The 25,370-nt window shown below is 64.8% G+C and carries 28 protein-coding genes; 11 read left to right on the top strand and 17 right to left on the bottom strand.

What is annotated here, in order from left to right:
* Positions 1-54 precede the first annotated feature (54 nt).
* The 3 genes from ACN0V4_RS02755 to ACN0V4_RS02745 all read left to right on the top strand — a co-directional run bounded on the left by ACN0V4_RS02755 (position 55) and on the right by ACN0V4_RS02745 (position 4,333).
* A complete protein-coding gene (locus ACN0V4_RS02755) occupies positions 55-567 on the top strand; it encodes a GNAT family N-acetyltransferase (protein ID WP_417672984.1) in 513 nt (170 codons plus the stop codon).
* Positions 568-728: 161 nt separating this feature from the next.
* A complete protein-coding gene (locus ACN0V4_RS02750; RefSeq protein WP_417672983.1) occupies positions 729-2,438 on the top strand; it encodes an adenylate/guanylate cyclase domain-containing protein in 1,710 nt (569 codons plus the stop codon).
* 176 nt (positions 2,439-2,614) lie between these two features.
* On the top strand, positions 2,615-4,333 hold the full coding sequence (locus ACN0V4_RS02745; protein ID WP_417672982.1) for a bifunctional sulfate adenylyltransferase/adenylylsulfate kinase: 1,719 nt from the start codon (positions 2,615-2,617) through the stop codon (positions 4,331-4,333).
* Between the two features lie 77 nt (positions 4,334-4,410).
* Here the strand turns inward: ACN0V4_RS02745 and queF are convergent, their stop codons facing one another.
* The 9 genes from queF to ACN0V4_RS02700 all read right to left on the bottom strand — a co-directional run bounded on the left by queF (position 4,411) and on the right by ACN0V4_RS02700 (position 10,544).
* Positions 4,411-4,875, bottom strand: a complete 465-nt coding sequence (gene queF / locus ACN0V4_RS02740; protein WP_417672981.1) for a preQ(1) synthase — start codon at positions 4,873-4,875, stop codon at positions 4,411-4,413.
* 21 nt (positions 4,876-4,896) lie between these two features.
* Positions 4,897-5,604 carry a 7-carboxy-7-deazaguanine synthase QueE gene (gene queE, locus ACN0V4_RS02735; protein ID WP_417672980.1) on the bottom strand — a complete coding sequence of 236 codons (708 nt, stop codon included), beginning with the start codon at positions 5,602-5,604 and terminating at the stop codon, positions 4,897-4,899.
* Entirely contained in the window at positions 5,601-5,954 is a 354-nt protein-coding gene (gene queD, locus ACN0V4_RS02730) for a 6-carboxytetrahydropterin synthase QueD (protein ID WP_417672979.1), read from the bottom strand. The genes queE and queD overlap by 4 nt, the downstream gene beginning before the upstream one ends.
* The gene (gene queC, locus ACN0V4_RS02725) at positions 5,954-6,655 is read right to left on the bottom strand and encodes a 7-cyano-7-deazaguanine synthase QueC (protein ID WP_417672978.1); all 702 of its coding nucleotides are present in this window, start codon (positions 6,653-6,655) and stop codon (positions 5,954-5,956) included. Before queC ends, queD begins: the two co-directional genes overlap by 1 nt.
* A 224-nt stretch (positions 6,656-6,879) precedes the next feature.
* Positions 6,880-8,010 carry a hypothetical protein gene (locus tag ACN0V4_RS02720; RefSeq protein ID WP_417672977.1) on the bottom strand — a complete coding sequence of 377 codons (1,131 nt, stop codon included), beginning with the start codon at positions 8,008-8,010 and terminating at the stop codon, positions 6,880-6,882.
* 97 nt (positions 8,011-8,107) lie between these two features.
* Positions 8,108-8,968 carry a glycosyltransferase family 10 domain-containing protein gene (locus ACN0V4_RS02715; RefSeq protein WP_417672976.1) on the bottom strand — a complete coding sequence of 287 codons (861 nt, stop codon included), beginning with the start codon at positions 8,966-8,968 and terminating at the stop codon, positions 8,108-8,110.
* 33 nt (positions 8,969-9,001) lie between these two features.
* Entirely contained in the window at positions 9,002-9,904 is a 903-nt protein-coding gene (locus ACN0V4_RS02710) for a PhzF family phenazine biosynthesis protein (protein WP_417672975.1), read from the bottom strand.
* On the bottom strand, positions 9,901-10,125 hold the full coding sequence (locus ACN0V4_RS02705) for a DUF1150 family protein (protein ID WP_417672974.1): 225 nt from the start codon (positions 10,123-10,125) through the stop codon (positions 9,901-9,903). The genes ACN0V4_RS02710 and ACN0V4_RS02705 overlap by 4 nt, the downstream gene beginning before the upstream one ends.
* A gap of 5 nt (positions 10,126-10,130) precedes the next feature.
* Positions 10,131-10,544 (bottom strand): Hsp20 family protein, encoded by a 414-nt coding sequence (locus tag ACN0V4_RS02700; RefSeq protein WP_417672973.1) that lies wholly within the window; start codon positions 10,542-10,544, stop codon positions 10,131-10,133.
* Between the two features lie 164 nt (positions 10,545-10,708).
* Here ACN0V4_RS02700 and ACN0V4_RS02695 point away from each other — a divergent pair, with 164 nt between their 5' ends.
* The 3 genes from ACN0V4_RS02695 to ACN0V4_RS02685 all read left to right on the top strand — a co-directional run bounded on the left by ACN0V4_RS02695 (position 10,709) and on the right by ACN0V4_RS02685 (position 12,606).
* Positions 10,709-10,933: a YdcH family protein gene (locus ACN0V4_RS02695; RefSeq protein ID WP_417672972.1), complete on the top strand. Its 225-nt coding sequence runs from the start codon at positions 10,709-10,711 to the stop codon at positions 10,931-10,933.
* A 106-nt stretch (positions 10,934-11,039) separates the two neighbouring features.
* The gene (gene purE / locus ACN0V4_RS02690) at positions 11,040-11,537 is read left to right on the top strand and encodes a 5-(carboxyamino)imidazole ribonucleotide mutase (RefSeq protein WP_417672971.1); all 498 of its coding nucleotides are present in this window, start codon (positions 11,040-11,042) and stop codon (positions 11,535-11,537) included.
* Positions 11,530-12,606: a 5-(carboxyamino)imidazole ribonucleotide synthase gene (locus ACN0V4_RS02685; RefSeq protein ID WP_417672970.1), complete on the top strand. Its 1,077-nt coding sequence runs from the start codon at positions 11,530-11,532 to the stop codon at positions 12,604-12,606. Before purE ends, ACN0V4_RS02685 begins: the two co-directional genes overlap by 8 nt.
* A gap of 100 nt (positions 12,607-12,706) precedes the next feature.
* Here ACN0V4_RS02685 and ACN0V4_RS02680 read toward each other — a convergent pair whose 3' ends face one another.
* The 7 genes from ACN0V4_RS02680 to ACN0V4_RS02650 form a co-directional block, all read right to left on the bottom strand.
* The gene (locus tag ACN0V4_RS02680; protein WP_417672969.1) at positions 12,707-13,849 is read right to left on the bottom strand and encodes an alpha-D-ribose 1-methylphosphonate 5-triphosphate diphosphatase; all 1,143 of its coding nucleotides are present in this window, start codon (positions 13,847-13,849) and stop codon (positions 12,707-12,709) included.
* An 88-nt stretch (positions 13,850-13,937) separates the two neighbouring features.
* On the bottom strand, positions 13,938-14,786 hold the full coding sequence (locus ACN0V4_RS02675; RefSeq protein WP_417672968.1) for a DMT family transporter: 849 nt from the start codon (positions 14,784-14,786) through the stop codon (positions 13,938-13,940).
* 10 nt (positions 14,787-14,796) lie between these two features.
* Positions 14,797-15,927 (bottom strand): hypothetical protein, encoded by a 1,131-nt coding sequence (locus ACN0V4_RS02670; protein ID WP_417672967.1) that lies wholly within the window; start codon positions 15,925-15,927, stop codon positions 14,797-14,799.
* A gap of 409 nt (positions 15,928-16,336) precedes the next feature.
* Entirely contained in the window at positions 16,337-17,977 is a 1,641-nt protein-coding gene (gene groL / locus ACN0V4_RS02665; protein WP_417672966.1) for a chaperonin GroEL, read from the bottom strand.
* A gap of 67 nt (positions 17,978-18,044) precedes the next feature.
* Positions 18,045-18,332 carry a co-chaperone GroES gene (gene groES / locus ACN0V4_RS02660; RefSeq protein ID WP_417672965.1) on the bottom strand — a complete coding sequence of 96 codons (288 nt, stop codon included), beginning with the start codon at positions 18,330-18,332 and terminating at the stop codon, positions 18,045-18,047.
* Positions 18,333-18,518: 186 nt separating this feature from the next.
* The gene (locus tag ACN0V4_RS02655) at positions 18,519-19,157 is read right to left on the bottom strand and encodes a sulfotransferase family 2 domain-containing protein (RefSeq protein ID WP_417672964.1); all 639 of its coding nucleotides are present in this window, start codon (positions 19,155-19,157) and stop codon (positions 18,519-18,521) included.
* 55 nt (positions 19,158-19,212) lie between these two features.
* On the bottom strand, positions 19,213-19,884 hold the full coding sequence (locus ACN0V4_RS02650; protein ID WP_417672963.1) for a DUF2161 domain-containing phosphodiesterase: 672 nt from the start codon (positions 19,882-19,884) through the stop codon (positions 19,213-19,215).
* Positions 19,885-19,979: 95 nt separating this feature from the next.
* On the opposite strand from ACN0V4_RS02650, the gene ACN0V4_RS02645 reads away from it, so the two are divergent.
* The 3 genes from ACN0V4_RS02645 to ACN0V4_RS02635 all read left to right on the top strand — a co-directional run bounded on the left by ACN0V4_RS02645 (position 19,980) and on the right by ACN0V4_RS02635 (position 22,443).
* Positions 19,980-20,966 (top strand): TraB/GumN family protein, encoded by a 987-nt coding sequence (locus ACN0V4_RS02645; protein WP_417672962.1) that lies wholly within the window; start codon positions 19,980-19,982, stop codon positions 20,964-20,966.
* A gap of 106 nt (positions 20,967-21,072) precedes the next feature.
* On the top strand, positions 21,073-21,993 hold the full coding sequence (locus tag ACN0V4_RS02640) for a manganese-dependent inorganic pyrophosphatase (RefSeq protein WP_417672961.1): 921 nt from the start codon (positions 21,073-21,075) through the stop codon (positions 21,991-21,993).
* A 75-nt stretch (positions 21,994-22,068) separates the two neighbouring features.
* Positions 22,069-22,443 carry a hypothetical protein gene (locus ACN0V4_RS02635; protein WP_417672960.1) on the top strand — a complete coding sequence of 125 codons (375 nt, stop codon included), beginning with the start codon at positions 22,069-22,071 and terminating at the stop codon, positions 22,441-22,443.
* A 100-nt stretch (positions 22,444-22,543) separates the two neighbouring features.
* Here the strand turns inward: ACN0V4_RS02635 and ACN0V4_RS02630 are convergent, their stop codons facing one another.
* Entirely contained in the window at positions 22,544-23,746 is a 1,203-nt protein-coding gene (locus ACN0V4_RS02630) for a hypothetical protein (protein WP_417672959.1), read from the bottom strand.
* A 168-nt stretch (positions 23,747-23,914) separates the two neighbouring features.
* Between ACN0V4_RS02630 and ACN0V4_RS02625 the strand changes: the two genes are divergently transcribed.
* Together ACN0V4_RS02625 and ACN0V4_RS02620 are read left to right on the top strand one after the other, a co-directional pair.
* On the top strand, positions 23,915-24,790 hold the full coding sequence (locus ACN0V4_RS02625; RefSeq protein WP_417672958.1) for a TIGR01459 family HAD-type hydrolase: 876 nt from the start codon (positions 23,915-23,917) through the stop codon (positions 24,788-24,790).
* Positions 24,791-24,894: 104 nt separating this feature from the next.
* The gene (locus ACN0V4_RS02620; RefSeq protein ID WP_417672957.1) at positions 24,895-25,338 is read left to right on the top strand and encodes a MaoC family dehydratase; all 444 of its coding nucleotides are present in this window, start codon (positions 24,895-24,897) and stop codon (positions 25,336-25,338) included.
* Positions 25,339-25,370: the final 32 nt, after the last annotated feature.

Raw genomic sequence — 25,370 nt, 5'->3', positions numbered from 1 at the left:
CCTTCGCCGGACATCTTTAGATGGTGCGAGAACCTCTAGCTGGCCGGAATTCAAATGACCTTGCGGATCGCCCGCCCCTCTGACGCCTCGTCTCTCGCGGCGATCTCGATCGAGGTCTGGCTGGGAACCTATATTCGCCGGGGCGTGAATGCCTTTTTCGCCGATTTCGCCTTGAGCGAATTCACCACGGAAAAGTTCAGCGCGCTGCTGGACGATCCCAAGGAACATTTCATCGTATCGGAAAACGAAGACGGGCTCGACGGGTTCACCCGCATCACCGCCGACAGCCCTGCCCCCGTCGAAGGTTGCTTCCCCACCGAGCTCTCCACGCTCTACGTCCAGCCACGCCACCATGGCAAAGGCATCGGCAAGGCCCTGTTGGACGCTGCGCTGGACCATGCCCGTACCACCGGCAGCCCGACGATCTGGCTGACCACGAATTCCGAGAACACGCCCGCCATCGGCTTCTATCTGGCCCGGGGCTTCGAAAAGGTGGGCACCACGCATTTTCGAATTCAGGACGCGGCCTATTTGAACGACGTCTTCCGCTCGCCCCGCGCGGGCTGAAACCCCGGTTAGCCGCGGCAGACGAGATACACCGAACGAACGCGCCCGCCCTGCCCTTGGGCTCTGGTCCGTCGCACGGCCTCTGTGCGGCGGCGACAGTTGACCCGGCGTCCGCTGCGCCGCAGACTTTGCGGCAACAGCAAAGAACAGGGAGAGACCCCGTGACCGCACAGCTTTGGCGGGGCAATTGGATGACAAGGGCGCGGATCGCGAGCGGTCTGGTGCTCTTCACCTTCGTGCTGTTCCACCTGCTCAACATCGGGCTCGGGCTGTTTTCGCCGCAATGGCTGGAGACGGGACAGATGCTGCGCGAGATCGTCACACGCAGCCTGACCGGCACGGTGATCCTTTACACAGCCCTTTTGGTCCATGCGGCGCTGGCGCTTTACAGCCTGGCGGCGCGGCGCAGCCTGCGGATGCCCTGGTGGAACGCGCTGCAGTTCGTCTCGGGCCTAGCGATCCCCTTGCTGTTGATCTCGCATATCACCCATACCCGACTGGCCCATGCGCTCTATGGCGTCAATGACCAGATGGACTATCTGATCGCGCTGATCTGGAACACCGCCGATGGCTGGACGCAGGCGCTGTTGCTGCTGACGGTCTGGGTTCATGGCTGCGTCGGGCTGCATTTCTGGCTGCGGAGCAAACCATGGTGGAACCGCCTTGCTCCGCTCTGGAGCGGGCTGGCCATGCTGATCCCCGCCTATGCGCTGGCCGGCTTCATGACCGAAGGCCGCCGGATCACCGAAGTCTTCGCCGATCCGGCCGCCCGGACGCTGGAGATGGCCCGATTTCACTGGCCCGACCGCCAGGTCTTCCAGTCCCTAGCCGGGATTGAGCTTCATGGCCGAGAGGTGTTCCTGGCGCTCTTGTTGCTAGCGGCCGTGATCCATCTGTTGCGCCGGCTGCTGCGGCGGCGCTGTTCGGTCAGGATCCGCTATGTCAACGGGCCCGAAACCACCTCACCCTGCGGTCTGACCCTGCTGGAGATGTCGCAGCTGCACGGGGTGCCGCATACCGCGCTCTGTGGCGGGCGCGGGCGCTGCACCACCTGCCGGGTGGTGATCGAGGCGGGAGGCGAATTCCTCGCTCCGCCCAGCCCTGCCGAGGCCAACAGCCTGCGGGCGGTGAACGCCGGTCCCAATACCCGGCTGGCCTGCCAGATCCGTCCGACCCATCCGATGACGGTGTTTCGCGTCTTCCGCCCGGACGGGCGCCGTGACCGCGCCCATGCCAGCCGCGGGCAAGAACGGCAACTGGCGATCCTGTTTCTCGACATGCGCGGTTTCACCGCCCGCACCGCGGGGCAATTGCCCTATGACGTGGTGTTCCTGCTAAATCGCTTCTTCGACGCCATCGTGCCGCCGATCCTCGAGGCTGGCGGCAGCGTCGACAAATACCTCGGCGACGGGCTGCTGGCCGTCTTCGAGACCGAGGATATGCAAAGCTCTGCCCGCGCCGCGCTGCGGGCCGCCCGCGGGCTGAGCATGGCGCTCACCACCTTCAACGCGGAACTCGAACGGGAAGGCGTGCCACCGATCCGCATCGGCGTCGGCCTGCATCTGGGCGATCTGGTGCTGGGAGAGATCGGCGCCGCCGGCAATGCCCCCCGCACCATCATCGGCGACACCGTCAATACCGCCAGCCGGCTGGAGGGGCGCACCCGCGATCTTGAAGTCGAATTCCTGATCTCCGCCCCGCTGCTCGAGGCCGCCGGGATCGACACCGCGCCATTGCCGCTGATCGAGCTAGACCTGCGCGGCCGCCCTGCCCCCCTGAAGGCGCTGCCGCTCAAGGACGGCAGCATGCTGGACCACCTGACGCCCGGCCCCGCGGTCGCGCAGGCCCCCGCCATCCCCGCGCGCGAATGATGCAGCCTCGCTCGCCCGGGCGCCAAACCGGCGAAAAGCCGCGAAAACTGTGCTATAACCACCTATTCCCGGTAGAAATCCCCCAACGACTACTGGACTTTTAATTGGAAGCAGGGCTATGCCGCCAACGACCCGGCCGCGGGCCCGACCGAACAACCGAAGTCGAGAGATTTGAAATGACGATGCTTAGCAATCTGGCTCCTATCCCTGAGCTTTATGTTTCCTACGATTCCGCACAAAAACTGAAATTCGAGGCCGCCAACCTGAAAAGCCTTGATCTGACCCCGCGCCAGATCTGTGATCTCGAACTCCTGATGAATGGCGGTTTTTTCCCGCTCAAGGGGTTCCTGACCGAAGCCGATTACAACGGCGTCGTCGAGAACATGCGAACCGCTGACGGTTCTCTCTGGCCGATCCCGATCACGCTGGACGTGTCCGAAAGCTTTGCCGACGGGCTTGAGCTGGGCGAGGATATCGCGCTGCGCGACCAGGAAGGCGTGATCCTGGCGACCATGACCGTCACCGACCGTTGGGAACCCAACAAGTCGCGCGAGGCCGAGATGGTCTTTGGCGCCGACGATCTGGCGCACCCGGCCGTCAACTATCTGCACAATCAGGCCGGCAAGATTTACCTGGGCGGCCCGGTGACCGGCATCCAGCAGCCCGTGCACTATGATTTCAAGGGCCGCCGCGACACCCCGAACGAGCTGCGCGCCTATTTCCGCAAGCTGGGCTGGCGCCGCATTGTCGCCTTCCAGACCCGCAACCCGCTGCACCGTGCCCACCAGGAGCTGACCTTCCGCGCCGCCAAAGAAGCGCAGGCCAACCTGCTGATCCATCCGGTCGTCGGCATGACCAAGCCGGGCGATGTCGATCACTTCACCCGCGTGCGCTGCTATGAGGCGGTGCTGGACAAATATCCGGCCTCGACCACCACGATGTCGCTGCTGAACCTGGCCATGCGCATGGCCGGCCCGCGCGAGGCGGTCTGGCACGGGCTGATCCGCAAGAACCACGGCTGCACCCACTTCATCGTCGGCCGCGACCACGCCGGCCCCGGCAAGAACTCGGCCGGCGAGGATTTCTATGGGCCTTACGACGCCCAGGACCTGTTCCGCCAGTATCAGGACGAGATCGGCGTCGAAATGGTCGACTTCAAGCACATGGTCTGGGTGCAGGAACGCGCGCAATACGAGCCGATGGACGAGATCGAGGACAAGGATAACGTCACGATCCTGAACATCTCGGGCACCGAGCTGCGCCGCCGTCTGGCCGAAGGTCTGGAGATCCCCGAATGGTTCTCCTTCCCCGAGGTGGTGACCGAGCTGCGCAAGACCAAGCCGCCGCGGGCCAAGCAGGGCTTCACCGTCTTCTTCACCGGCTTCTCCGGCTCGGGCAAGTCGACGGTCGCCAACGCGCTGATGGTCAAGCTGATGGAGATGGGTGGCCGTCCGGTGACCCTGCTCGACGGCGACGTGGTGCGCAAGCACCTCAGCTCCGAGCTGGGCTTCTCGAAAGAGCACCGCGACATCAACATCAAGCGGATCGGCTATGTGGCCTCGGAGATCACCAAGAACGGCGGGATCGCCATCTGTGCCCCGATCGCGCCCTATACCTCGACCCGCCGCGCCGTGCGTGAGATGATCGAAGCCTATGGCGCCTTTGTCGAAGTGCATGTCGCCACCTCGATCGAGGAATGCGAACGCCGCGACCGCAAGGGGCTCTACAAGCTGGCCCGCGAAGGCAAGATCAAGGAATTCACCGGGATTTCCGACCCCTACGAGGCGCCGGCAACCCCCGAGCTGCGGCTGGAAACCGAGGGCACTGATGTGGACAATTGCGCCCATCAGGTGCTGCTGAAGCTGGAGCAGATGGGGCTGATCGGCCTGAGCTGATCGCGCCATCCCTGAAGAAAAGAAAACGGCCCGGAGCGATGCTCCGGCCCGTTTTTCTTTGACGATGGGCGACTGGCCTATCCCCGACCGCGATAGGGCGGCACCCCCTGATCGGGAATCCAGACACCTTCCGGCATCGGACCCGTCTGCCAGAAGACGTCGATCGGGATGCCGCCGCGCGGATACCAATAGCCGCCGATGCGCAGCCATTGCGGCGCCAGAAACTCTGCCAGCCGCCGGCCGATCGACACGGTGCAATCCTCGTGAAAGGCGCCGTGATTGCGAAAGGCGCCGAGGTAGAGCTTCAGCGATTTGCTCTCTACCAGCCAGTTCCCCGGCACATAGTCGATCACCAGATGAGCAAAGTCCGGCTGCCCCGTCATCGGGCAGAGCGAGGTGAACTCGGGCGCGGTGAAGCGGACGTTATAGGTCACATCCGCCTGCGGGTTCTGCACCCGCTCCAGCACCGCCTCATCGGGGTTTGCGGGCAGCACGGTGGCGCCGCCCAGTTGCTTGAGATCCTTGTAGATCGAATTGGTCATGATCTGTCTCCTAAACTGTCGTCAGACGCCGCGCTTGTTGCCCCAGACCAGCATATGAAGCTGCGGCAACACCCGGGGGCGGAACCATCGGTCGGCGGTGACCCGGTCGATCAGCCCTTCCAGCCGGGCGAGCGCCGCAGTCAGATCGACCGGGCGCTCCGGGTCGACCTCAGGGTTCCCGGGTTGCAGATAAAGCGGCAGGTCGGGGTAACGTTGCGCCACCTCCCGCGCCCAGAGGTAATCCACTTCGTCGAAGATCACGATCTTCATCCCCACCTGCGGCCCCTGCCCCGCCGCCGCAAGGCAGGCATCAAAAGCCGCCCAATCCACCACCTGGCCCGATGACGGCGGCTTGGGGCTGAGCACCAGGGTGTCGAGATCGGCAAACCAGTCGCGTGCCACCGAGCCCTGGGTTTCGCAGGCAAAGCCATAGCCCTCGGCCCGGCCCAGGGCGATCAGCGGCGCGAAATCCTGGATCGCCGGATTGCCGCCCGAAATCGAGACCACCAGCGGCTGGCCGGAGGATAGGCGCTGCACCTCGGCCCAGATCGCCTCGGGCGTCATCGGCGCCCAGTCTGCCCGATAGGCGCTGTCCACCGCATGCAGGCTGTCGCACCAGACACAGCGGTAATCGCAGCCCCCCGCCCGCACGAAGACGGTGGGCACGCCGATCAGCGTCCCCTCGCCCTGGATGGTCGGCCCGAAAATCTCGGATATCCGCAGGGTCATGGCCGGTACTCCGCCCAGGTCTTGGGGGTCTCGGAGACCTTCACCGCCGTCACCTCGGGCCAACGCGCGCGGCACCAGTCGAAGAAATGCCGCGCCATGTTCTCGGCGGTGGAGGCCATGGGCAGCACGTCGTTCAGGTGCCGATGATCGAAAGTCCCGTCGATATAGGCCTTGAGCGGCGCCAGTTCGTGGTAATCCCGCACGAAGCCATCGGCGTTCAGCTCGGCCGCCGCCAGTTCGACCACCACGATGTAATTGTGCCCATGCAGCCTGGCACATTGATGATCGGGGGCGAGATGGGAGAGCTGATGCGAGGCGGAGAAGTGGAATTCCTTGCTGATCCTGTGCATCACGCCTCGCCCCGCGCCGCCACCGCCGCACGCCAGAAGTCGGGATCGGCATAGGGCGTCGGGTCTTCGACTCCGGCGAGGTCGAAGGCCTCGCGCCGCTCGACACAGGTGCCGCACCGGCCGCAATGTACCTCGCCGCCCTTGTAGCAGGACCAGGTCTGCTCAAAGGGCGTGCCGGCCTTGGCGCCGGCGGTGACGATATCGGCCTTGCTGCGGTGCACGAAGGGGGTGGAAAGGCGCACATCGGCATAACCGTCAAGCGCCGCCCGCTGCATCGCGTCAAACGCCTCGGTAAAGGCCGGACGGCAATCAGGATAGATGAAGTGATCGCCGCCGTGCACGGCAGTGGCCACCGCGTCATCCCCCTGCGCCGCGGCGATGCCGAAGGCGATGGTCAGCATGATGGCGTTGCGGTTGGGGACCACGGTGATCCGCATGGTCTCTTCCGCGTAATGGCCGTCCGGCACATCCAGCTCGTCGGTCAGGGCCGAGCCGGTCAGCGCCGCCCCCACCGATCGCAGGTCGATCACATGATGCGGCACCTTGAGCCGCGCCGCACAGGCGGCGGCGAAGTCCAGCTCTTTCCGGTGCCTTTGGCCGTAATCGAAAGAGATCAGTCGTGTGAGAGAGTTTTCCGCCGCCAGCACATGGGCCAACGACACGGAATCGAGTCCGCCGGAGCAGACAACAGCAGTTTTCATCGTTTCAGTCCTTGTTTTGATAACCGGGTAGGCTGCGACCGGTGTGGCGGGGGGCTTACAGAGAACGCCGCGAAAACGCAAGGCATCTGCCCCCCGGATGGGAGGCACGCCCTTCGGATGGGGGAGATCAGCTTGACAGCCCACCTGAACGCCGTGGCAGGCCCCGCGAAAACACGAAGGCCGGCATCGAATGCCGGCCCGTCTTTGCCACCTATTATCTGGCGTTACTTTACCGCACGAAAGGCCATGGCTTTGGCGGGATCAAGACGCATGGTCTTGAATTGCCCCATGTACTCTCCCATCGATAGTCCGAATGCAGAATGGAAGGCACTTTCCCACGAGGCATTCGCCCCAATCGCACGCCAATAATTCAGGACAGATGCCTGTCCGAAGCGTTCCTCCAAAAGGAACACGCCATACATGGCAATCTGATATTGCTCGTATCCTTTGACCGATCCATGCTCCAGCATGGCGTTCAATGTCTTTTTGCTGTCTTCAGAATATTTCTGCGCCTTTGCCAGCATCTTGGCACTGTTTCCGCCCCGCTGCTGCGCCCAGCGATATTCCGCCAGCGATGCAGACCCTTCGACCATCCAAGCCGGCCCCATCTTGGTCCGATAGCCATAGCCCGGCCCCCCGACCTTGTTGTTGGCAAGCTCTCGCTGCACGTGATGCATGTATTCATGAACCATCAGAAACGACAATTGACCCGCGATATCCCGACGCCAATCGGCGCCATAGCTGGTCTCATAGGGCCAGCAGATGAGAAGCTGGTTCATATAGGCCTGCCCGCCGAAACGCAGGCTCGGGGTGTCGCAGATTCTGGCCACGTAATCGCGCATCCGCCCGATCGAAGGGCCGCGCCGACGCTGCAGTTCCAGCGCGAAATCTGCCAGAACTTCCCCTGAATCGGCACCCGCCACATCCACTCGGCTGGCGGGGTAAATGCCATAGAACGAACGATAAAACTGTTCGACCTCAGAAAAGCTCGATTGCAGAAGCACGGTCTGCATATCGCTCTGCCCCAGAACGAAGGGCGGCCGGCTGCTGGGCATCATTTGCCGCAATCCCGGTTTCAACGCTCCGATCTCGCGACACCAGCTGACCACAGAATCAGTAGAGAGGCGCGGCAAGGCGGCCAGGTTGGTGCCATCGCCAAACTGGCGGCGGACGGTGTCCACCCCGGCCTTCGTCGCAGAATTGATCCGACCGGTCACGGCAACATCGGACAGACCCAACGCAGATAATTGCTGTTGCACGCATCGCACATAGGGCTCCTCCATCCCCGCCTGCGCCGTGAGACCTGAAAACAACGAAATGGCAAATGCCCCGAGCAGCCTGACAATTGGCTTCATACGGAACGATCTCCTTCAGAACCTGAAATATCTCCGGCTTCGGACCGTAACGGGGCAGAATTAGATCGGCCAGCCAGCTCCGAAAATTAAAACTGGTTCAGAGACTTTTTTGAATGACCTCGGCCGCCCGGGCATCGATGTCGATATATCTCTGCAGCTCTCCCTGCAGACGGCGAAGCTGCGGCAAGCGCGCCTCGAAATCCTCGACCGACATGGCGGCGACCGCCGCGCGCAGATCGGCCTCGGTCCGGCATTGGATGATGCCCTCCGGGTTCATGAACCGATCGAGATTGGGACAGCCCCAATAAATCGGCACCGTATTGCACAGCACCGCATCCATCAGTTTCTCCGAGAAATAATTGGTCTCGCGCACATTCTCGATGACGATGGAATAACGGTAGGGAGCGAGCCCCTCGGCCTTGGCCTCGAAGGGGGTATAGCCGCGGCCCAGAACCGTCACCTGCTGCCCGGTGGCGCGTGACCAGTCGACCATCGCGTGGCGCAGCTTGTGGCCTTCCGAGTCGCGCTTGGCCGAGGCGATCAGCGAACACATCGCCGTCTTGTCCAATGGCAAATCGCGCCATTCCGGCACCCAGGTGGTGCCCAGCGGGAAGAGCACCGCATTGGGCACCGCCTGCAGCAGCCCCTCGTTGAAGGTGAGGATGCGATAGAATCGCCGCCAGCTGAGCCGCAGCAGGCGCAGGTGCTTGCGGTGGATCACCTCGGGTTCCGCCATGATCAGCGAAATCCGCGCCCTTGTGCCACGGCGCAGGCGGAAATGGATGTCGGTGCGGGGATAGACCAGCAGGTGATCCTGCGGCCCCAGATCGCCGACGCTGCCGCCCTTCAGCCGGTCCGGACAGCCCAGGGGCCAGATCAGATCGGCGAGCGGCATGGCCGACAGCCCCGGCCCCAGGCGACGCCCATAGGGCAGGATGGCGATTGCGGGCTCGGTCATCGGGTGGTCCTGTCCTGCTTGCTGCCGCCGGGATCAGGCCGCTGGCAGCTCCAGCTCGCCGCGCATCAGCACATAGCCCTGGCCGCCGACCTTGACGCCGGTGGGAGCCGCGCGGGGGCCCAGAACCTCGACCTCGGCCAGACCGGGACGGCCCATCCAATGGCCCTGCTCCGCCTTGAAAGTCGGCGCGTCGATCAGGTTGTGATGCCACAGGTAGCCGGCCATGCAGCCGGTAGCCGAGCCGGTAAAGGGATCCTCCGCCGGCAACGGCGGCGGCAGCAGCAGGCGCGAGAAGGTATCACCCGCCTCGGTCTCGCCCCCCAGGGTGACCAGGAAGGGTTCGATCACCTCGGCGCGCGGGGTGCCCGGCGGGTTCATCGCATAGAACAGATCGACATCAAGCCGCGCCCGGCGCAGCGCGTCCTTGTCTTCCAAAACTGTTATGCAGAAGGGCGAGCCGGTGGAGACCACCTGCGGCGTGCCCAGAATATCCTCAGGCGCCAGCGACACCATCGCCGCGATCTCGGCGGGATCAAAGGCGCGGCCGAACTGCGGCGCCGCCTGGGTCATGACGACCTTCACGCCGGCCGGCCCCCGCTCGACCGTGATCGGCAGCACGCCGGAGCCGACCTCCAGCGTGAAATCGGCGCGGCCCTCGGTCAAGCTGACCAGGCCACGATCGACCAGCGACACCACGGTGGCCACCGTCGGGTGGCCCGCCATCAGGATTTCCTTGTCGGCGAGATAATAGCGCGCACCGAAATCGGCCACGTCCGAGCCGACGACAAAGGCGCATTCCGATAGTGACGTTTCGCGGACCAGCGCCAGCCGATCCGCGATGCTCAATTCATCGGCCTCGTGAACGACGACACAACCGTTGCCGCCAAAGGCGCGGTCGGTAAAGGCGTCCACCCAGTCGAAGGTGAACCGGCTCAATGGACGGTCACCGGTTCAAGATCGTTCTGACGGGCCAGGATGAAGGCCATCCGCCGATCCGCCACCAGCGCAAGCTGCTGCCCCTCGGCGTCATGCACCGCATAGAGGTGATCAAGCCCCTGCGCCCCGGCACGAACTTCGGCCGGCAAGTTGGCGACATCCACCGCCTTCACGTAAACGATCCGACGGCCATCCTGGTTGAAATCAAAAGGCGTGTTCATGTGCGTTACCCCTTTCTGATGTTGATGGTCTGCACCACGGTTTCCGGTTCGGCACGGGTCAGGTCCACATGCAGCAGACCGTTCTCCATCAGGGCTTCCCCCACCTCGACCCCATCGGCCAGCACGAACATGCGCTGGAACTGACGGCTGGCAATGCCACGATGCAGGAATACGCGCCCGCCGTTGTCATCACTCTGACGACCGCGGATCACCAATTGGCGATCCTCGATCGTGATGGACAGATCCTCCTCGGCAAACCCGGCAACCGCCAGGGTAATGCGATAGGAGCATTCGGAGGTCTGCTCGATATTATACGGCGGGTATCCTTCGTTGCCCGATTTGGCCGAACGTTCCAACAGGCGTTCAAGCTGTTCGAAGCCCAGCAAATGCGGGTAAGACCCCAGGGTAAGTTTCGACACGTCTTTCGTCCTTTTACCAAAGCGACGGAGCAGGCGGCCCCATGCCGGCGACCGCTACTGGACTGAATATGGGCAGAATGACGATCATTAACAAGGGCTAGGCGAAAACCGTGCGGCATCGTATTCTGATTTCTGACAAAGCTTCACCAACCAAGTGAGTCGCCATGAACATCCGCACCGATATCTCGATGAAAACCGATGAGGTTCTGCGTGTCGAGCTTGAGGTGTTCCGCCGCCAGCATCGCGACCTGGACGAGGCGATCATCGCACTTGTCGACCGTGGCACCGCCGATCAGCTCACCGTGCAACGGCTGAAAAAGCAAAAACTCTGGTTGAAGGACATGATCGCGCTGATCGAAGACCGGCTGACTCCCGATATCATCGCCTGAGCCACCAGTCGCCGGGCCGGTCGGCAAGACGCATTGCCTGCGGGATCGATTTGGATATAGTGCGCGCTCCTTAGCCGGTTTCGGCGCAGCTTGGGGCGCGCAGCTCATGGACAATCCCGCCAACCCGCCTGTCGGCATCATCATGGGCAGCCAGTCCGACTGGCCGACCATGAAACTCGCCGCAGAGATCCTCGACACCCTGGAGATCCCCTATGAGGCCAAGATCGTCTCGGCCCATCGCACGCCGGACCGGCTGTGGGATTACGGCAAAAGCGCGGTGGCGCGCGGGCTGCAGGTGATCATCGCGGGCGCCGGCGGCGCGGCGCATCTGCCGGGCATGATGGCCTCGAAGACCCGGGTGCCGGTGATCGGCGTGCCGATCCAGACCCGCACGTTGTCGGGCGTCGATTCCCTCTATTCCATCGTTCAGATGCCCAAGGGCTTTCCCGTCGCCACCATGGCGATCGGCGCCGCCGGCGGCGCCAATGCCGGGCTGATGGCCGCCGGCATCCTGGCGCTGCAGGATCCGGCGCTGGCCAAGCGGCTCGACGATTGGCGCGCGGCCCTGTCCGCCTCGATCCCGGAGGACCCCATTGATGACTGAGCCTCTCGCTCCCGGCGCCGTGATCGGCATCCTCGGCGGCGGCCAACTTGGCCGCATGCTCTCGGTCGCGGCCAGCCGGCTGGGCTTTGCCACCCATATCTACGAACCGGGCGCCAACCCGCCCGCCGGCGATGTGGCAGCCCGGGTGACCACCGCCCCCTATGAGGACGAGGACGCCCTGCGCGCCTTCGCCGAAACCGTCGACGTCATCACCTATGAATTCGAGAACATCCCGACCGCGGCGCTTGACCTGCTGGAACCGCTGCGCCCGATCCGGCCCAACCGCAATGCGCTGAAGGTCAGCCAGGACCGGCTGACGGAAAAGGCCTTTCTGACCGATCTGGGCCTCAGGACCGCCCCCTTCGCCGCCGTGGATGACGCCATCGACCTGGCAGAGGCGCTGGAAGAGATCGGCGCGCCGGCGATCCTCAAGACCCGCCGGTTCGGCTATGACGGCAAGGGACAGGCCCGCGTCATGACCGCCGAGGACGCCCCCCAGGCGCTCGCCGACATGGCAGGCGCCCCTTCGATTCTCGAGGGCTTCGTCGAGTTCAGCCATGAGATCTCGGTGATCGCCGCGCGCGGCCTGACTGGCGAGATCGCCTGTTTCGACCCCGGCGAGAACCTGCACGAAGCCGGCATCCTGCGCCGCACCACCGTCCCCGCCCGGCTGAGCGAGGCGCAGCGGATGGATGCCGTGCTGCTGGCGGCCAAGATCCTCAATTCGCTCCATTACGTCGGCGTCATGGGGGTCGAACTCTTCGTGACGCCCCAGGGGCTGGTGGTCAACGAGATCGCCCCCCGCGTCCATAATTCCGGCCATTGGACCCAGAACGGCTGCACCGTCGACCAGTTCGAACAGCATATCCGCGCCGTCGCCGGCTGGCCCCTGGGCGACGGTCGACGCCATGTGGATGTGGTGATGGAAAACCTGATCGGCGACGATATGGACCGGGTGCCCGCGCTCGCCCGCCAGCCCGACACCGCGCTCCACCTCTACGGCAAGTCCGAGGTCAAGCCAGGCCGCAAGATGGGCCATGTCAACCGGGTGATCCGCGCCCCGCGCTGACCCCGGCCCGCGCCTTTTTCTAGCTGCAAATATCCCCGCCGGAGGCTCCCGAAACGGGCCTCCGGCGCCGCCGCCCGCAGATCCGGGGCCCCGATCCGCCTTACGCCATCAGGAAGCGGCCGGCGAAATCCCCCGCCAGATGCGCGACGCGGCCTTCGGCGAAGACGCCCACCACACGCCCCGTCCGCTCTTCGAGAATCAGCAGATCCGCGCGCAGGCCCGGCTCCAGCCGGCCGCGGTCGCTCAGCCCCAGAACCCGCGCCGGCCCGCTCGACACCAGCTCCCAGGCCCGTTCGATCCCGATCTCCTCCGCCAGGCTCCAGGCGGCGCGGCGCAGCGAGGGATAGTGGTAATCCGAGGCCAGCGCATCGCAAAGCCCCGCCACGACCAGATCGCGGGCCGAGACATTGCCGTTGTGCGATCCGCCCCGCATCACGTTGGGTGCCCCCATGACCACCGCGTCGCCGCCCGCCCGCGCCGCTTCGGCCGCGCCCCAGGTCTCGGGGAATTCGGCGATTCGCACGCCACGCGCGCGCCAGTCGTCGCGCCCGCCCGCGGCGCGATCGTCATGGCTGCCCATGCGCACCCCCTGCCCGGCCAGCGCCGCGCAAAGCCGGTCGAGCGCCGCCGGAACCTCCGGCATGCGCGCCTCCAGCGCCAGCATCCGTTCGAAATAGGCCTCAGGATTGCAGCCCGCCTTCAGCGCCTGGCCGGTCAACCGCGGCGGCTTGCGCCCCGCCGCCAGCCGGTCGTGCGCCAGATGATCGTTGAAGACGACATAGGTGATGCCCCAGCCGGCCAAGACCGCCGGCAGCGCCGCATAGTCATCAAGCAGCGAGACCTCGAAGCGCAGCTGCGGGATCAGGTCGGGCACGACCCGGGCCCGGGCGACGGCGATGGCCCCGAACACCCGGGCCGCGAATTCCGGCCCGCGCAGCCCGCCCTCCCAGCTGTAGAATTGCGCCAGAACCCCCGTGGTGATGCCGTTGACCGCCAGTTCCGTGGCGGCCGTGACGATGCCTTCCTCGGGGTCGGTCATCGCGCCGCGCCGGGGCGCGACGTGACGCTCAAACCCGTCCCCATGCAGATCGACGATCCCCGGCAGAATCAGGCAGCCCGACAGATCGACCCGCCGCCCCACCGGGTCGGAGACGATCCGGCCCTCGGCGAAGGAGAGCCGCCGCGGCACCAGCCCCTCGTCCGGCAACAGGACTCTGGCCCCGATCAGATCGAGACCGATCATGCCCGACCTCGCGGGGCCGGGCAGCAAAGGCGGAAACAACGGCTCATCCCCGGCAGATAGGCGGTTTCGACGGAGAGGAAAAGACCGCTCAGCCTGACCGCCGGGCCTGTCGCGGCAGGCCCAGGGCGATCCCGCCCAGCACCACCCCGGCGCCCAGTACCAGCCGCAGCCCCGGCGCCTCGCCCAGCAGCGCGGCACCGGCGGCCAAAGCGATCACCGGCACCGAAAGCTGCACCATTGCCGCTGTCGCCGGGGCCAGCCGCGGCACCAGCGCGTACCAGAGCGCATAGCCAAGCCCGGAGGTCACCGCGCCCGAAATCATCGCCAGCCCGATGCCCGGCATCGTCGGCGCCGGCCCTGCCAGCCCCACGCCCAGCGGCAGCAGGCAAAGCGGCAGCGCCAGCAGGAAATTCGCCGCCGAAGCCGCCAGCGCCTGTACCTCGCCCCGCCCGGCGAGGGTGTAGACCCCCCAGCCCAGCCCGGCCACCACCATGGCCGCCGCCCCCGCCGGCGACACCTCGGCCCCGCCGGCGGGCCAGAGGATCCACACCAGCCCACCGAAGGCCACCAGCGCCCCGAGAATTTGGCGCGCCCCCAGCGGCGCTCCGATCAGCCCTGCGGCGGCAAAGAGGGTGATCTGCACCACGCCGAACAGGATCAGCGCCCCGACGCCGGCGTCGAGGCTGCGATAGGCCAGTGAAAAGCCGATCATATAGGCCGCCAGCGACAGCGCCCCGACCCAGCGCCGCCGATGCGCCAATGGCAGGGATTGACCCCGCCCCAGCGCCAGCAGGCCCAGCATCGCCGCACCGGAAGCAACCCTGAGCGCGGCGAAACCGGCCGAGGAGATCGCGCCGCTGTCGACCGCCCAGCGGTTCAGCAGCGAATTGGCCGCGAAGGCCATCATCGTCAGCGCGACCAGGAACGGCAGGCGCACCCCCTGCGCCTCAGTACCGCGGCGCGCCTGACAGGTGATCGGGCAGCAACCGCGCCGCCAGGGCGCCAAGCCCGGTCAAGAGCAGCGCCAGCACGAAAATCCAGCCGATGAAGGGCACCAGCGCGACCACCCCGGCCAGCAGCGCACCGACCCCCGCGGCCAGCGCCCGATCCCCGATCCGCTCGGGCAGATGCCGCCCGGCCGCGCGCAAAACCGCCACCCCCAGCGCATAGGCGCCGATGACATAGCCCAGCAGCCCGGCCAACAGGGCCAGCAGGAAGAAGGCCGGCGTCAGCAGCAGGCCGATACCGGTCAGCGCCACCACCAGCCCGGCACCGCAGATCGCAGAGAGGCTGACAAAGCCCAGCCCCAGCGTCCGCCCCGGACGGTCGAGGATGCGGCGCCGCATCGCCGCCAGCCCCTCAGGCGCCAACAGGGCGATCAGCGCGGCGATCCCGGCGATCACCAGCACCCCGAAGAGGAAACTGCCCAGCGCCGCCCGCCAGGAAAAGAACCCCGATCCATAGCCGTGCTCACCCTCCCAGGCATCGGACTTGCGCCGTTCGATCCGGTCGGCGGGCACCACGGTGGCCGGCACCGTCAGGCTGCCCGGCGTGGTCTCGTAAAGGATCAGCTTGCCGCCCACCTTGGCCTTGGTGCCGAAATCGACCTCCCGCGCGGTCAGCGCCAGATCGCCGGCGATGGCGCCGTCAAGCTCGACCCGTTCCCCGGCCAGCAGCGCATAGCCGCCGACATCGCCCGTGACGGTCAGGTCCGAGGCGGTGGCCCGCAGATTGCCGCCGACCGGCGCCGCAACGGTGACCTCCTGCCCGAAGAGCGTTGCATTGCCTGCCACCGGCCCGCTTACCTCCACGGTCTGCCCCAGCGCATAGGCATTGCCGCCGATCCTGCCCGACAACGTCAGGAAGCGGCCGGCGATATGGGCGGTGCCGTCGATATCAGCCGTAGAGGCAACCGTCTCCCCCGCCAGGAAGAGATCAGACAGCCCACCATCCTCCAGCCGGATGCTCTGGCCGGCGCGGAACGCATCGCGACCGATGGCGAAACTGCCGCCCTCTGCCTCGGCCCAGGCCGCCGGCCCCAGCACTGCGGCAATCAGAAATCCGAGTAAGAACCGCATGAATACCTCCTCACGTGAACATGACCCCCTTGCGGGGAATATTACCCGGACAACATGACACCACTTCCCTGCCTGCGATCAAGGCCGACGGGCCGACCACCGGCGCGGCGCCAGCTTACCAGCGGGGCGGATAGTCGCCCCAGAGCATCATGATCTCGCCGAGAAAGGGATCAGGGCCGGCGATTGCCGAGCCAAGAGCAGCGCCGCCACACTCGCGGCGGATCGAAGCATCTTCATGTCTGTCCTCCAAGGATGTGCGTCGACATCGGGGCAACAGCCCCATGCAAGACAACCTTAGGGAGCCCCAAAAACCGCAGCCACTATCTTAAATTTAAAATGAAAAACAAAACCAGCCGACACAAAAAAGGCCCGCCGAAGCGGGCCTTTTCCGAATGATTAGCGCAAAGGCTTACATCATGCCGCCCATGCCGCCCATGTCGGGCATGCCGCCCGGAGCCGCGCCTTCCTTGGCGGGCTTGTCGGCGACCATGGCTTCGGTGGTGATCAGCAGACCAGCGATCGAGGCCGCATCTTCCAGAGCGGTCCGGGTCACCTTGGCCGGGTCGATCACACCGAAGGCGAACATGTCACCATATTCGTCGGTCTGAGCGTTATAGCCGAATTTCAGATCGCTGGATTCGCGAACCTTGCCGGCCACAACCGAACCGTCGACGCCGGCGTTTTCGGCGATCTGACGCAGCGGTGCTTCCAGAGCCTTGCGCACGATGTTGATGCCGGCGTTCTGGTCGCTGTTGACGCCTTCCAGGCCGATCAGCGCCTTGGCGCCTTGCACCAGGGCGACACCGCCGCCGACCACGATGCCTTCTTGCACGGCGGCGCGGGTGGCGTTCAGCGCGTCATCGACGCGGTCCTTGCGCTCTTTAACTTCGACTTCGGTCATGCCGCCGACGCGGATGACGGCAACACCGCCGGCCAGTTTGGCCACGCGCTCTTGCAGCTTCTCACGGTCGTAATCCGAAGTGGTTTCTTCGATCTGGGTGCGGATCTGGGCCACGCGGGCTTCGATCTCGGCCTTCTCGCCGGCACCGTCAACGATGGTGGTCTCGTCTTTGGTGATCGAGATCTTCTTGGCGTTGCCAAGCATGTCCATGGTGACGGATTCGAGCTTCATGCCCAGATCTTCGCTGATCACCTGACCACCGGTCAGGATGGCGATGTCCTGCAGCATGGCCTTGCGGCGATCGCCGAAGCCCGGAGCCTTGACGGCAGCGATCTTCAGACCGCCGCGCAGCTTGTTGACCACCAGGGTCGCCAGGGCTTCGCCCTCGACGTCTTCGGCGATGATCAGCAGCGGCTTTTGCGACTGGATCACTTGCTCCAGCAGCGGCACCATCGGCTGCAGCGACGAGAGTTTCTTCTCGTGCAGCAGGATCATGCAGTCTTCCAGATCCGCAATCATCTTGTCGGCGTTGGTCACGAAGTAGGGCGACAGATAGCCACGGTCGAACTGCATCCCCTCGACCACGTCGGTCTCGGTTTCCAGGCCCTTGTTTTCCTCGACGGTGATGACACCCTCGTTGCCGACCTTCTGCATCGCATCGGCGATCTGACGGCCGATTTCGGCTTCGCCGTTGGCCGAGATGGTGCCGACCTGAGCGACTTCGTTGCTGTCGCTGACCGGACGGGCAGCGGCCTTGATGGCTTCGACGACCTTGGCGGTGGCCAGGTCGATACCGCGCTTCAGATCCATCGGGTTCATGCCGGCGGCGACCGCCTTCATGCCCTCTTTCACGATGGCTTGCGCCAGAACGGTCGCGGTGGTGGTGCCGTCGCCGGCCTCGTCATTGGTACGCGAGGCGACTTCTTTCACCATTTGCGCGCCCATGTTCTCGAACTTGTCTTCCAGTTCGATTTCCTTGGCGACCGACACACCGTCCTTGGTGATCCGGGGGGCGCCGAAGGATTTTTCCAGGACCACGTTGCGGCCTTTCGGGCCCAGGGTCACTTTCACCGCATCGGCCAGGATGTTCACACCCTTGAGCATACGATTGCGGGCATCAGTGCCGAATTTGACGTCCTTAGCAGACATGTCAGTTTCTCCTTGAGAATTGTTGCGAGAGGGAAGCGATCAGTGAGATCAGAGCGGCGCCGGGCGCTTACTCGATGATCCCCATGATGTCGCTTTCCTTCATGATCAGCAGCTCTTCACCGGCGACGGTCACCTCGGTGCCCGACCATTTGCCGAACAGGACCTTGTCCCCGGCTTTGACGGTCATCGGGATCAGCTCGCCGCTGTCCTTGCGGGCGCCTTCACCGCAGGCGACGACTTCGCCTTCGCTCGGCTTTTCTTTTGCGCTATCGGGAATGATCAGACCGCCGGCGGTCTTTTCTTCGCTCTGCACACGGCGCACGAGCACCCGATCGTGAAGCGGTTTGAATGCCATCTTTGCAGCTCCTTGAGGCTCAAAGTTCGTTTCTATTCGCCGCCTCCTCTCCTCGGGAGGCAGTGCTAGCACTCGACGGTGGTGAGTGCTAATGGCCGTTAGCTAGGCAGACAGGCTGCAGCTGTCAACCGTCCTGATGAAATTCGCGGTTCAGTTTCTTCCGGATTTTCGCTCGATCCGTCTCGATCACGCCTCATAACCGAAGGCGGCGAAATCCGCGGCATAGCGGTCTTGCAGATAACGTTTCTGATCCGCAGTCAGATCCGCCCGCGTCGGCCCATCGGCCGCAGCCGAGGCATTGCGGTGCGGCAAGGCCACCGGCACACCGAAAATCTGCAGGAAAAGCGGGGCGATCTCCGCCTCCAGACGCTCCAGTCGCAGCAGGTGATCGACCAGAAGATGTCCTGCCCCGTCCAGCACATAGCGGCTCTGCGGCGCCAGATGCCGCGCCATATCGAGCCGCTCATCCTCTGGCGCCCAGCGGATGAAATCGTCGAAGGACACCGGCGGATCGCCGCGCTTGCGCCGCGCCGCCGCACGATAGCGATATTCGGACAACGCCCGATCATAGGGGTGCCGCACGATGGCGAACTTCAGGTAGGCGTCGAAGTCGGCCTGCGAGAGATGGCCGCAGGCGACATATTCATCCGCATAGAGATGCGCCAGCCGGGTCGGCCCGCGCGCCGGATCGCGATTGCGCCCCAGACAGATCTGGCCGCGTTCGTCCCAGCCGATCCCGGCGTCCTTCAGAAAGACCGATTCGATGCTCTGCCCGCCGGCCTTGGGGACATGAACGAAGAGGGTCTTGCGGGGATGCGAAATCATCTTGGGGCACCGGGGCGAGACAGCCCGGGCACGGTGCCGGCCCGCTCCCGCCCTGTCAACCGCCGGCCCATTGCACCAGCCCGGCGCGCCCCGCCTCGCTCAGCGCATAGAGCCCGGTGCCCTGCCGGTCGAACCAGCCATAGTGGTTGTCGCGCATCAGCCGTGTGGCATGGATCACCCCGGTCTCGCGCGCCACCTCGGCCCCACGGGCCAGATCGCGCTCCGACAAATAGGCGGCGCAGCGCAGCGCGTCCTGGCGATATCCCGTCACGATGCCGCCGCGGGTGCTGCCCCCGGTATTCGGATCGCCCGCGAGCCGGTCGAATTCGCGCAGCAGCCGGGCCTGTTTCGCCTTGGACTTGCGCGGCGCGTAGGGCCCCGGATCGCAAAGCACCTCGGCCAGCGCCTCGCCCCTGCCATCCCGCCGCACCAGCATCAGCCCCAGCCCCAGCCGGCGGCACATCGCCAGATTGTCCTTCAACGCCCGCCGCGCGGTCTTTCCCGCCGGGCGCGGCACCGCCAGATAGATCAGATCGCTGATCGCCTGCCGCGCCACCGCCTGATGATAGAGTCCGAGCGAAAAGCGCAGCTTCAGCTCGACGATCACCAAAGGCTCCTCGCCGCGCCGGGCCACCACATCGGCGGCGCCGACCTCGCCCTTCACCTCATAGCCCTGACGTTCCAGCAACGCCTTGACGGGCGGATATAATTGCTCTTCCCGATCCATGGCCGCAACCTAGCGCCAGAGGCGGCGACAACCAAGCCACCCATTGCCATCCCTCCGCCCGCCCCCTAGCCTGAGGGTAATGTTCCGGAGGTGTTATGCCCGTTCTGATTGCGACCCTGTTCGCCCTGCTTTTCCTCCCCGCCGCGCTTCTCGCCGCGCCAATCTGCGACGGCACCGATTTCGCCACCACACTCAGCGACGCCGAACGGCAGGAGATTCGCACCGCTGTCGAGGCCGTGCCCTATGCCCAAGGCAACCACTGGATCGCGCGCCGGGGTGATCAGACGCTGCATGTGATCGGCACCCTGCATCTCAACGATCCACGGATGGAGGCGATCGCCGATCGGCTGTCGCCCCTGCTGGATCAGGCCGAGCTTCTGATGATGGAAGTCTCCGCCGAGGACATGAACGACTTCAACTCGCTCGACAATATGTCGGCCTATCTACTGACAGAGGGGCCGTCACTGATCGAGTTGATGGGGGAGAAGGACTGGGCCGACTTCTCAACCGTCCTGCGCGAACACCAGATCGCCCCCTGGATGGCCGCCAAGATGCGGCCCTGGCTTTTGGATCAAGTGCTGACACTACCGACCTGCATCCGCATCGACAAACAAGCCAGCGCCGGGCTCGACATGCGCCTGGATGCCATTGCCAAATCTCGAGACCTGCCGGTCGCCTCGCTGGAACGCATGGAAGAGCTGATAGGCATCATGAACGCCAAGCCCCTGGATCAACAGGTCAAGGAACTGCTGGTCGCAGTGCCGCTCTATGACAATTCCGCCGATTACCTCGCCACCTTGCGCGAAGGTTATTTCGCCGAAGACCTCGCGTTCCATATGGAGGTGCTGCACCGCCAGGCCAAAGAACAAAGCCAGTTGCCGGAACCGGAGTGGGACCAGCTGTGGGACGACTTCCAAACCTCGCTGGTGAAGAACCGCAACGCGCTTTGGCTACCGCGCATCCTGGACCGGAACGAGGCGACCATCGTGATCGCCGTCGGCGCCGCACATCTGAGTGGCGAGCACGGACTTCTCAATCTGCTCGGCCAGGAGGGGTACAGACTGGAACGTGCGGCCTTCTGACTCTGACGCGCGGAGGACGGCCGCCGCGCCATTCAGCCATGGTGACAAGCCAAAACGACATCCTTATAAGGCCGGCAAGTTTCATCTTTGAACAGGATAGCCCCCCATGACCATTCAAGTCTTTGGCCACAAATCCCCTGATACCGATTCCACCGGCTCGCCCATCGTCTGGGCCTGGTACCTGAACGAGATCAAAGGCGAAGCCGCCGCGCCGAAGCTCCTGGGCGAACCCAACACCGAGGCCGCCTTCGTGCTGAAGCGCTGGAACCTGGACAAGCCGGAAATCATCTCGGCCGTCGACGCCGGCGCGCCGGTGGTGATCGTCGACACCAACAACCCGGCCGAGCTGCCGGCCGACATCAACGCCGCCGACATCCGCGCCATCATCGATCACCACAAGCTGGTCGGCGGGATCGAAACCAAGGGGCCGATCGACATCACCGTGCGGCCGCTGGCCTGCACCGCCACCATCATGATCGACCTGATGGGCGATGACGCCGACAAGATGCCCGAGGCGATCAAGGGCGCGGCGCTGTCCTGCATCCTCTCCGACACGCTGGAATTCCGCAGCCCCACCACCACCGATCACGACAAGGCCGTGGCGCAGAAGCTGGCAGCCGAGCTGGGCGTCGACATCCCCTCCTATGCCGCCGAGCTGTTCGAGGCGAAATCGGACGTCTCCGCCTTCTCCGACGCCGAGCTGCTGCGCATGGACTCGAAGGAATACAACATCGACGGCACCGAATTCCGCGTCTCGGTGCTGGAAACCACCGCGCCGAAGATCGTGCTGGACCGCAAGGACAGCCTGATGAAGTCGATGGTGGACGTCGCCAAGGAAGACGGCGCCGATCAGGTCCTGCTCTTCGTCATCGACATCCTGAATGAAGAAGCCACGCTGCTGGTGCCGAACGATCTGGTCAAGACCGTCGCCGAGAAGAGCTTCGGCGCCACCGTTGAGGGTGACACCGTGGTGCTGCCCGGCATCATGAGCCGCAAGAAGCAGATCATCCCGAACCTGAAGGTCTGATCACCAGACCCTAATCTGAACTTTCAGGCCCCGCAGATACCACCTGCGGGGCCGTTTCATGAGGAGGCCCCGGTGATGAAGAAGCTCATTCTCCCCCTGATGGCGGCTTTGTCGCTGTCTGCCTGCGAGACATGGGAAACCACCAATATCGACCGCAACCTGCGCAACCTTCCGGTGAACGAGGTACAGGCCAGCCAGGTCGTGCTGACCTCTGCGGCCTATGATCCGGCGCATCAAACCCGCCTGGGCGACCTGAAGGTCTCGGTCAACAAGACCACGGCCTTCCATGCCAATCCGACGGTGGAGCAGGTCGAGCAGAAGCTGCGCGAAGATGCCGCCAAGCTGGGAGCGACCAAGGTGGTCGAGGCCAAGATATCCGAAGTCAAAATCTCCCCCTTCAGTTGGGGCAGCCGCGATGGCACCGGTATCGCGGTGAAAGCGTCCGACTGACCGATCGGGCTTGCAGGCCCCATCCGCGGCCCTTGATCATCCCGTCGGCTCTGCCGGCGGGATTTTCACGCCAGAGGCAGCATGGTCCGACCGGCCCCGCCTATTCCACCGGCGTGCCGAAGATCACGATGGCAAGCCCCAGCAGCGCCAGCGCGGCGAAGACCGGAACCCGCCAGACCGCCCCCGGCCTCGTTCGGGCCGCCAAGGCGGCGATGACCGCCTGCAGCGTGTAATAGGCCGCGAAGGCGCGCGAGGCATAGGCGATGATCTCGAAGATATTGGCGCTCCAGGTCAGCAGGATGCCCACCGCCACCAGCAGCGCGTAGGACTGGCGCGAACTGACCCGCCCGCCGGTCAGCTCGGCCACCAGCCCGCCGGAGCCGGCGGTATCGGCCACCGCAGCGCTGAATTGCGCCGCCAGCGCGGCGGCCACCAGCAGCACCGGCAGGATCGGCGCAACCAGCCGCATCAGGTCGATGATCGCGGTTTCGGTCAGCGCCACCTGCCCGGCGGGAAAGTCGAAGGCCAGCAGGCAGATGTAGATCATGTAGATCAACGTCGCCAAGCCCTGCGCCAGCCGCATCGCCCGGATCCGGGTCGGCGCATCATAGGTCGCGCCCAGATAGCGGGCGGTCTCGAACCCCTGCACGGTGACGATCAGCCCGAAGGCCAGCGTCACCGCCGGCCAGCCGCTCAGCCCCGGGTCGTTCAGCACAAGATCGCCCGCCACGGCATGGTGCGCCACATATTGCGCCAGCCCCACCAGCAGCCCGAGGATGATGGCAAGCTTGAGGCTGACCGCCACCTGCTCCATCCGCTCCAGCGCGCCGAACCCCCGCGCCCAGCCGGCGATCAGCACCACCAGAAAGACCGCCGTGGTCACCTCTCTGGCGTGCTCCGGCCCCTTGAGCGGCGTCAGGCTGACCGCGAAGGCGCCGAAGAGATTCAGATAGTAGGAGACCGAGATCACATAGGCGAAGGCCAGCGCCCAGGAGGCGAGCACCTCGACCCGCTCCTCGGCGCGCGATCGTTTGCCCTCGGTGCGGTCGATCGCGGCGATATTGAACCGCACCGCCGCCCCGAAGGCCCAGGCCCCGAGGCAGAGCGCCGCCATGGCGAGCGGCGCATAGAGCCCATAGGACTGATCCAGCACCGGCCCCAGCACAAGAAACCCGCTGCCGATGATCGAGGCCAGTGGCGTGACGGTCGCGTGCCAAAGCCGCGCCTCGGACACCCGTGGCAGCATCAGCACGGCAAGGGCAACCACAGTCGCCAGCAGGATCGGGACATTCGACATGATCATTGCTCTAATCCTCTGCCCTGCCGCGGTAAACATCCATCCCCGGGCAGGTGACTGCCGAATTCGGTGGGCTTTCTTGTCATTCTGTCACAATCCGGTGTTACTGGGCGCGACCTATGCCCGGGCTCCGCGCCCGCCCCACCCCTGCCCGAAAACGGACGACACGAGACCATGACCCAGATCATCACCGCCCTTTCCGAGATTTCCCAGAACTACGACGCGATGTTCGTCGACCTCTGGGGCTGCGTGCACAACGGTGTCACCGCCTATCCCGAGGCGGTCGCGGCGCTCAAGGCCTATCGCGAAAGGGGCGGTGTGGTGGTTCTGGTCACCAATTCGCCGAAACCCCGTGCCGGCGTGGCAGAACAGCTCAAGATCTTCGGCGTCCCCGAGGAGTGCTATGACACCATCGCCACCAGCGGTGACAGCGCGCGGGCCGCGATGTTCGAAGGCGTGGTCGGCCAGAAGGTCTGGTTCATGGGCGAATGGGAACGCGACCAGGGGTTCTTTGAACCGATCCACGTACTGGACGACCCGCTGGAGATCACAAGGGTCGAACTGGACGAGGCCGAGGGCATCGTCTGCTGCGGCCCCTTCGACCCCGAGGAGAACCCGGCGATCCTGCGGCCGCAACTGCTTTTCGCCAAGCAGAAGGGGATGAAGCTCCTCTGCGCCAACCCCGACATCATCGTCGACCGTGGCGAGGTGCGCGAATGGTGCGCCGGCGCGGTGGCGAGCCTTTACACCGACATGGGGGGCGAAAGCCTCTATTTCGGCAAGCCGCATCCGCCGATCTACGACCTGGCCCGCCGCCGGCTGGCGTCGCTGGGCGTCGAGGTCTCGCAAGCTTCGATTCTGGCGATCGGCGACGGCATCCACACCGATGTTGCCGGCGCGATGGGAGAGGATATCGATTCCCTTTTCATTACCGGTGGCCTCGCGGCGGAAGAGACGAAAACCGGCTTCCAGCCCGATGAGGCGGCGCTAAGCGCCTATCTGGAAAAGGAAATGCGCGCGCCCACCTATGCCATCGGCCGGTTGCGCTGACACAAGAAATCTCTTGATTTTCTGCGGTTGCGAAGTAATAAAGTTGCCGGTGACGCGGCGACTCATGGTTGTTTATTACCGCGCCAATGAGACAAGAGGACGACATGTTGGACAATCTGCCCCGCGGGACGATCTGCATCGAAGACATCGAGATGGGGATGACCCGTTATCTGCGCAAACAGGTGACGGATCGCGATATCGAATTGTTCGCCGAAGTGTCGACCGACCATAACCCGGTGCATCTGGACGATGCCTATGCCCAGGATACCATCTTCGAGGGTCGCATCGCCCATGGCATGCTGACCGCCGGGCTGGTCTCGGCGGTGATCGGCGAACAGCTTCCCGGCCACGGCACCATCTACATGGGCCAGTCGCTGAAGTTCCTCGCCCCCGTCCGCCCCGGCGACATGGTCTATGCCGAGGTCAAGGTGATCGACATCGACATCGCCAAGCGCCGGGTCAAGCTGGACTGCCATTGCTCGGTCGAGGGCAAAAAGGTGCTGATCGGCGAGGCGACGGTGCTGGCGCCCAGCCGCAAGTTCGACTGAGACCGCAAACCGCGGGCGCAGCGTCTTGCGCC

The sequence above is a fragment of the Pseudodonghicola sp. genome (genome assembly GCF_048268305.1).
In the GTDB taxonomy this organism is placed as follows: domain Bacteria; phylum Pseudomonadota; class Alphaproteobacteria; order Rhodobacterales; family Rhodobacteraceae; genus Pseudodonghicola.
Note: the sequence above shows the minus strand (reverse complement) of the source record. Positions and strands in the feature narration are given on the sequence as shown.

Bases quoted from the DNA above. Each gene is read 5' to 3' on its own strand.
- ACN0V4_RS02640 (WP_417672961.1), top strand. From the start codon at position 21,073: ATGACCATTCAAGTCTTTGGCCACAAATCCCCTGATACCGATTCCACC.
- ACN0V4_RS02630 (WP_417672959.1), bottom strand. From the start codon at position 23,746: ATGATCATGTCGAATGTCCCGATCCTGCTGGCGACTGTGGTTGCCCTT.
- ACN0V4_RS02720 (WP_417672977.1), bottom strand. From the start codon at position 8,010: ATGAAGCCAATTGTCAGGCTGCTCGGGGCATTTGCCATTTCGTTGTTT.
- ACN0V4_RS02650 (WP_417672963.1), bottom strand. From the start codon at position 19,884: ATGGATCGGGAAGAGCAATTATATCCGCCCGTCAAGGCGTTGCTGGAA.
- ACN0V4_RS02745 (WP_417672982.1), top strand. From the start codon at position 2,615: ATGACGATGCTTAGCAATCTGGCTCCTATCCCTGAGCTTTATGTTTCC.
- ACN0V4_RS02625 (WP_417672958.1), top strand. From the start codon at position 23,915: ATGACCCAGATCATCACCGCCCTTTCCGAGATTTCCCAGAACTACGAC.
- ACN0V4_RS02715 (WP_417672976.1), bottom strand. From the start codon at position 8,968: ATGACCGAGCCCGCAATCGCCATCCTGCCCTATGGGCGTCGCCTGGGG.
- queE (WP_417672980.1), bottom strand. From the start codon at position 5,604: ATGACCCTGCGGATATCCGAGATTTTCGGGCCGACCATCCAGGGCGAG.
- ACN0V4_RS02680 (WP_417672969.1), bottom strand. From the start codon at position 13,849: ATGATCGGTCTCGATCTGATCGGGGCCAGAGTCCTGTTGCCGGACGAG.
- ACN0V4_RS02755 (WP_417672984.1), top strand. From the start codon at position 55: ATGACCTTGCGGATCGCCCGCCCCTCTGACGCCTCGTCTCTCGCGGCG.
- purE (WP_417672971.1), top strand. From the start codon at position 11,040: ATGGACAATCCCGCCAACCCGCCTGTCGGCATCATCATGGGCAGCCAG.
- ACN0V4_RS02655 (WP_417672964.1), bottom strand. From the start codon at position 19,157: ATGATTTCGCATCCCCGCAAGACCCTCTTCGTTCATGTCCCCAAGGCC.
- ACN0V4_RS02645 (WP_417672962.1), top strand. From the start codon at position 19,980: ATGCCCGTTCTGATTGCGACCCTGTTCGCCCTGCTTTTCCTCCCCGCC.
- ACN0V4_RS02635 (WP_417672960.1), top strand. From the start codon at position 22,069: ATGAAGAAGCTCATTCTCCCCCTGATGGCGGCTTTGTCGCTGTCTGCC.
- ACN0V4_RS02670 (WP_417672967.1), bottom strand. From the start codon at position 15,927: ATGCGGTTCTTACTCGGATTTCTGATTGCCGCAGTGCTGGGGCCGGCG.
- queC (WP_417672978.1), bottom strand. From the start codon at position 6,655: ATGAAAACTGCTGTTGTCTGCTCCGGCGGACTCGATTCCGTGTCGTTG.
- ACN0V4_RS02620 (WP_417672957.1), top strand. From the start codon at position 24,895: ATGTTGGACAATCTGCCCCGCGGGACGATCTGCATCGAAGACATCGAG.
- queF (WP_417672981.1), bottom strand. From the start codon at position 4,875: ATGACCAATTCGATCTACAAGGATCTCAAGCAACTGGGCGGCGCCACC.
- queD (WP_417672979.1), bottom strand. From the start codon at position 5,954: ATGCACAGGATCAGCAAGGAATTCCACTTCTCCGCCTCGCATCAGCTC.
- ACN0V4_RS02695 (WP_417672972.1), top strand. From the start codon at position 10,709: ATGAACATCCGCACCGATATCTCGATGAAAACCGATGAGGTTCTGCGT.
- groL (WP_417672966.1), bottom strand. From the start codon at position 17,977: ATGTCTGCTAAGGACGTCAAATTCGGCACTGATGCCCGCAATCGTATG.
- groES (WP_417672965.1), bottom strand. From the start codon at position 18,332: ATGGCATTCAAACCGCTTCACGATCGGGTGCTCGTGCGCCGTGTGCAG.
- ACN0V4_RS02705 (WP_417672974.1), bottom strand. From the start codon at position 10,125: ATGAACACGCCTTTTGATTTCAACCAGGATGGCCGTCGGATCGTTTAC.
- ACN0V4_RS02685 (WP_417672970.1), top strand. From the start codon at position 11,530: ATGACTGAGCCTCTCGCTCCCGGCGCCGTGATCGGCATCCTCGGCGGC.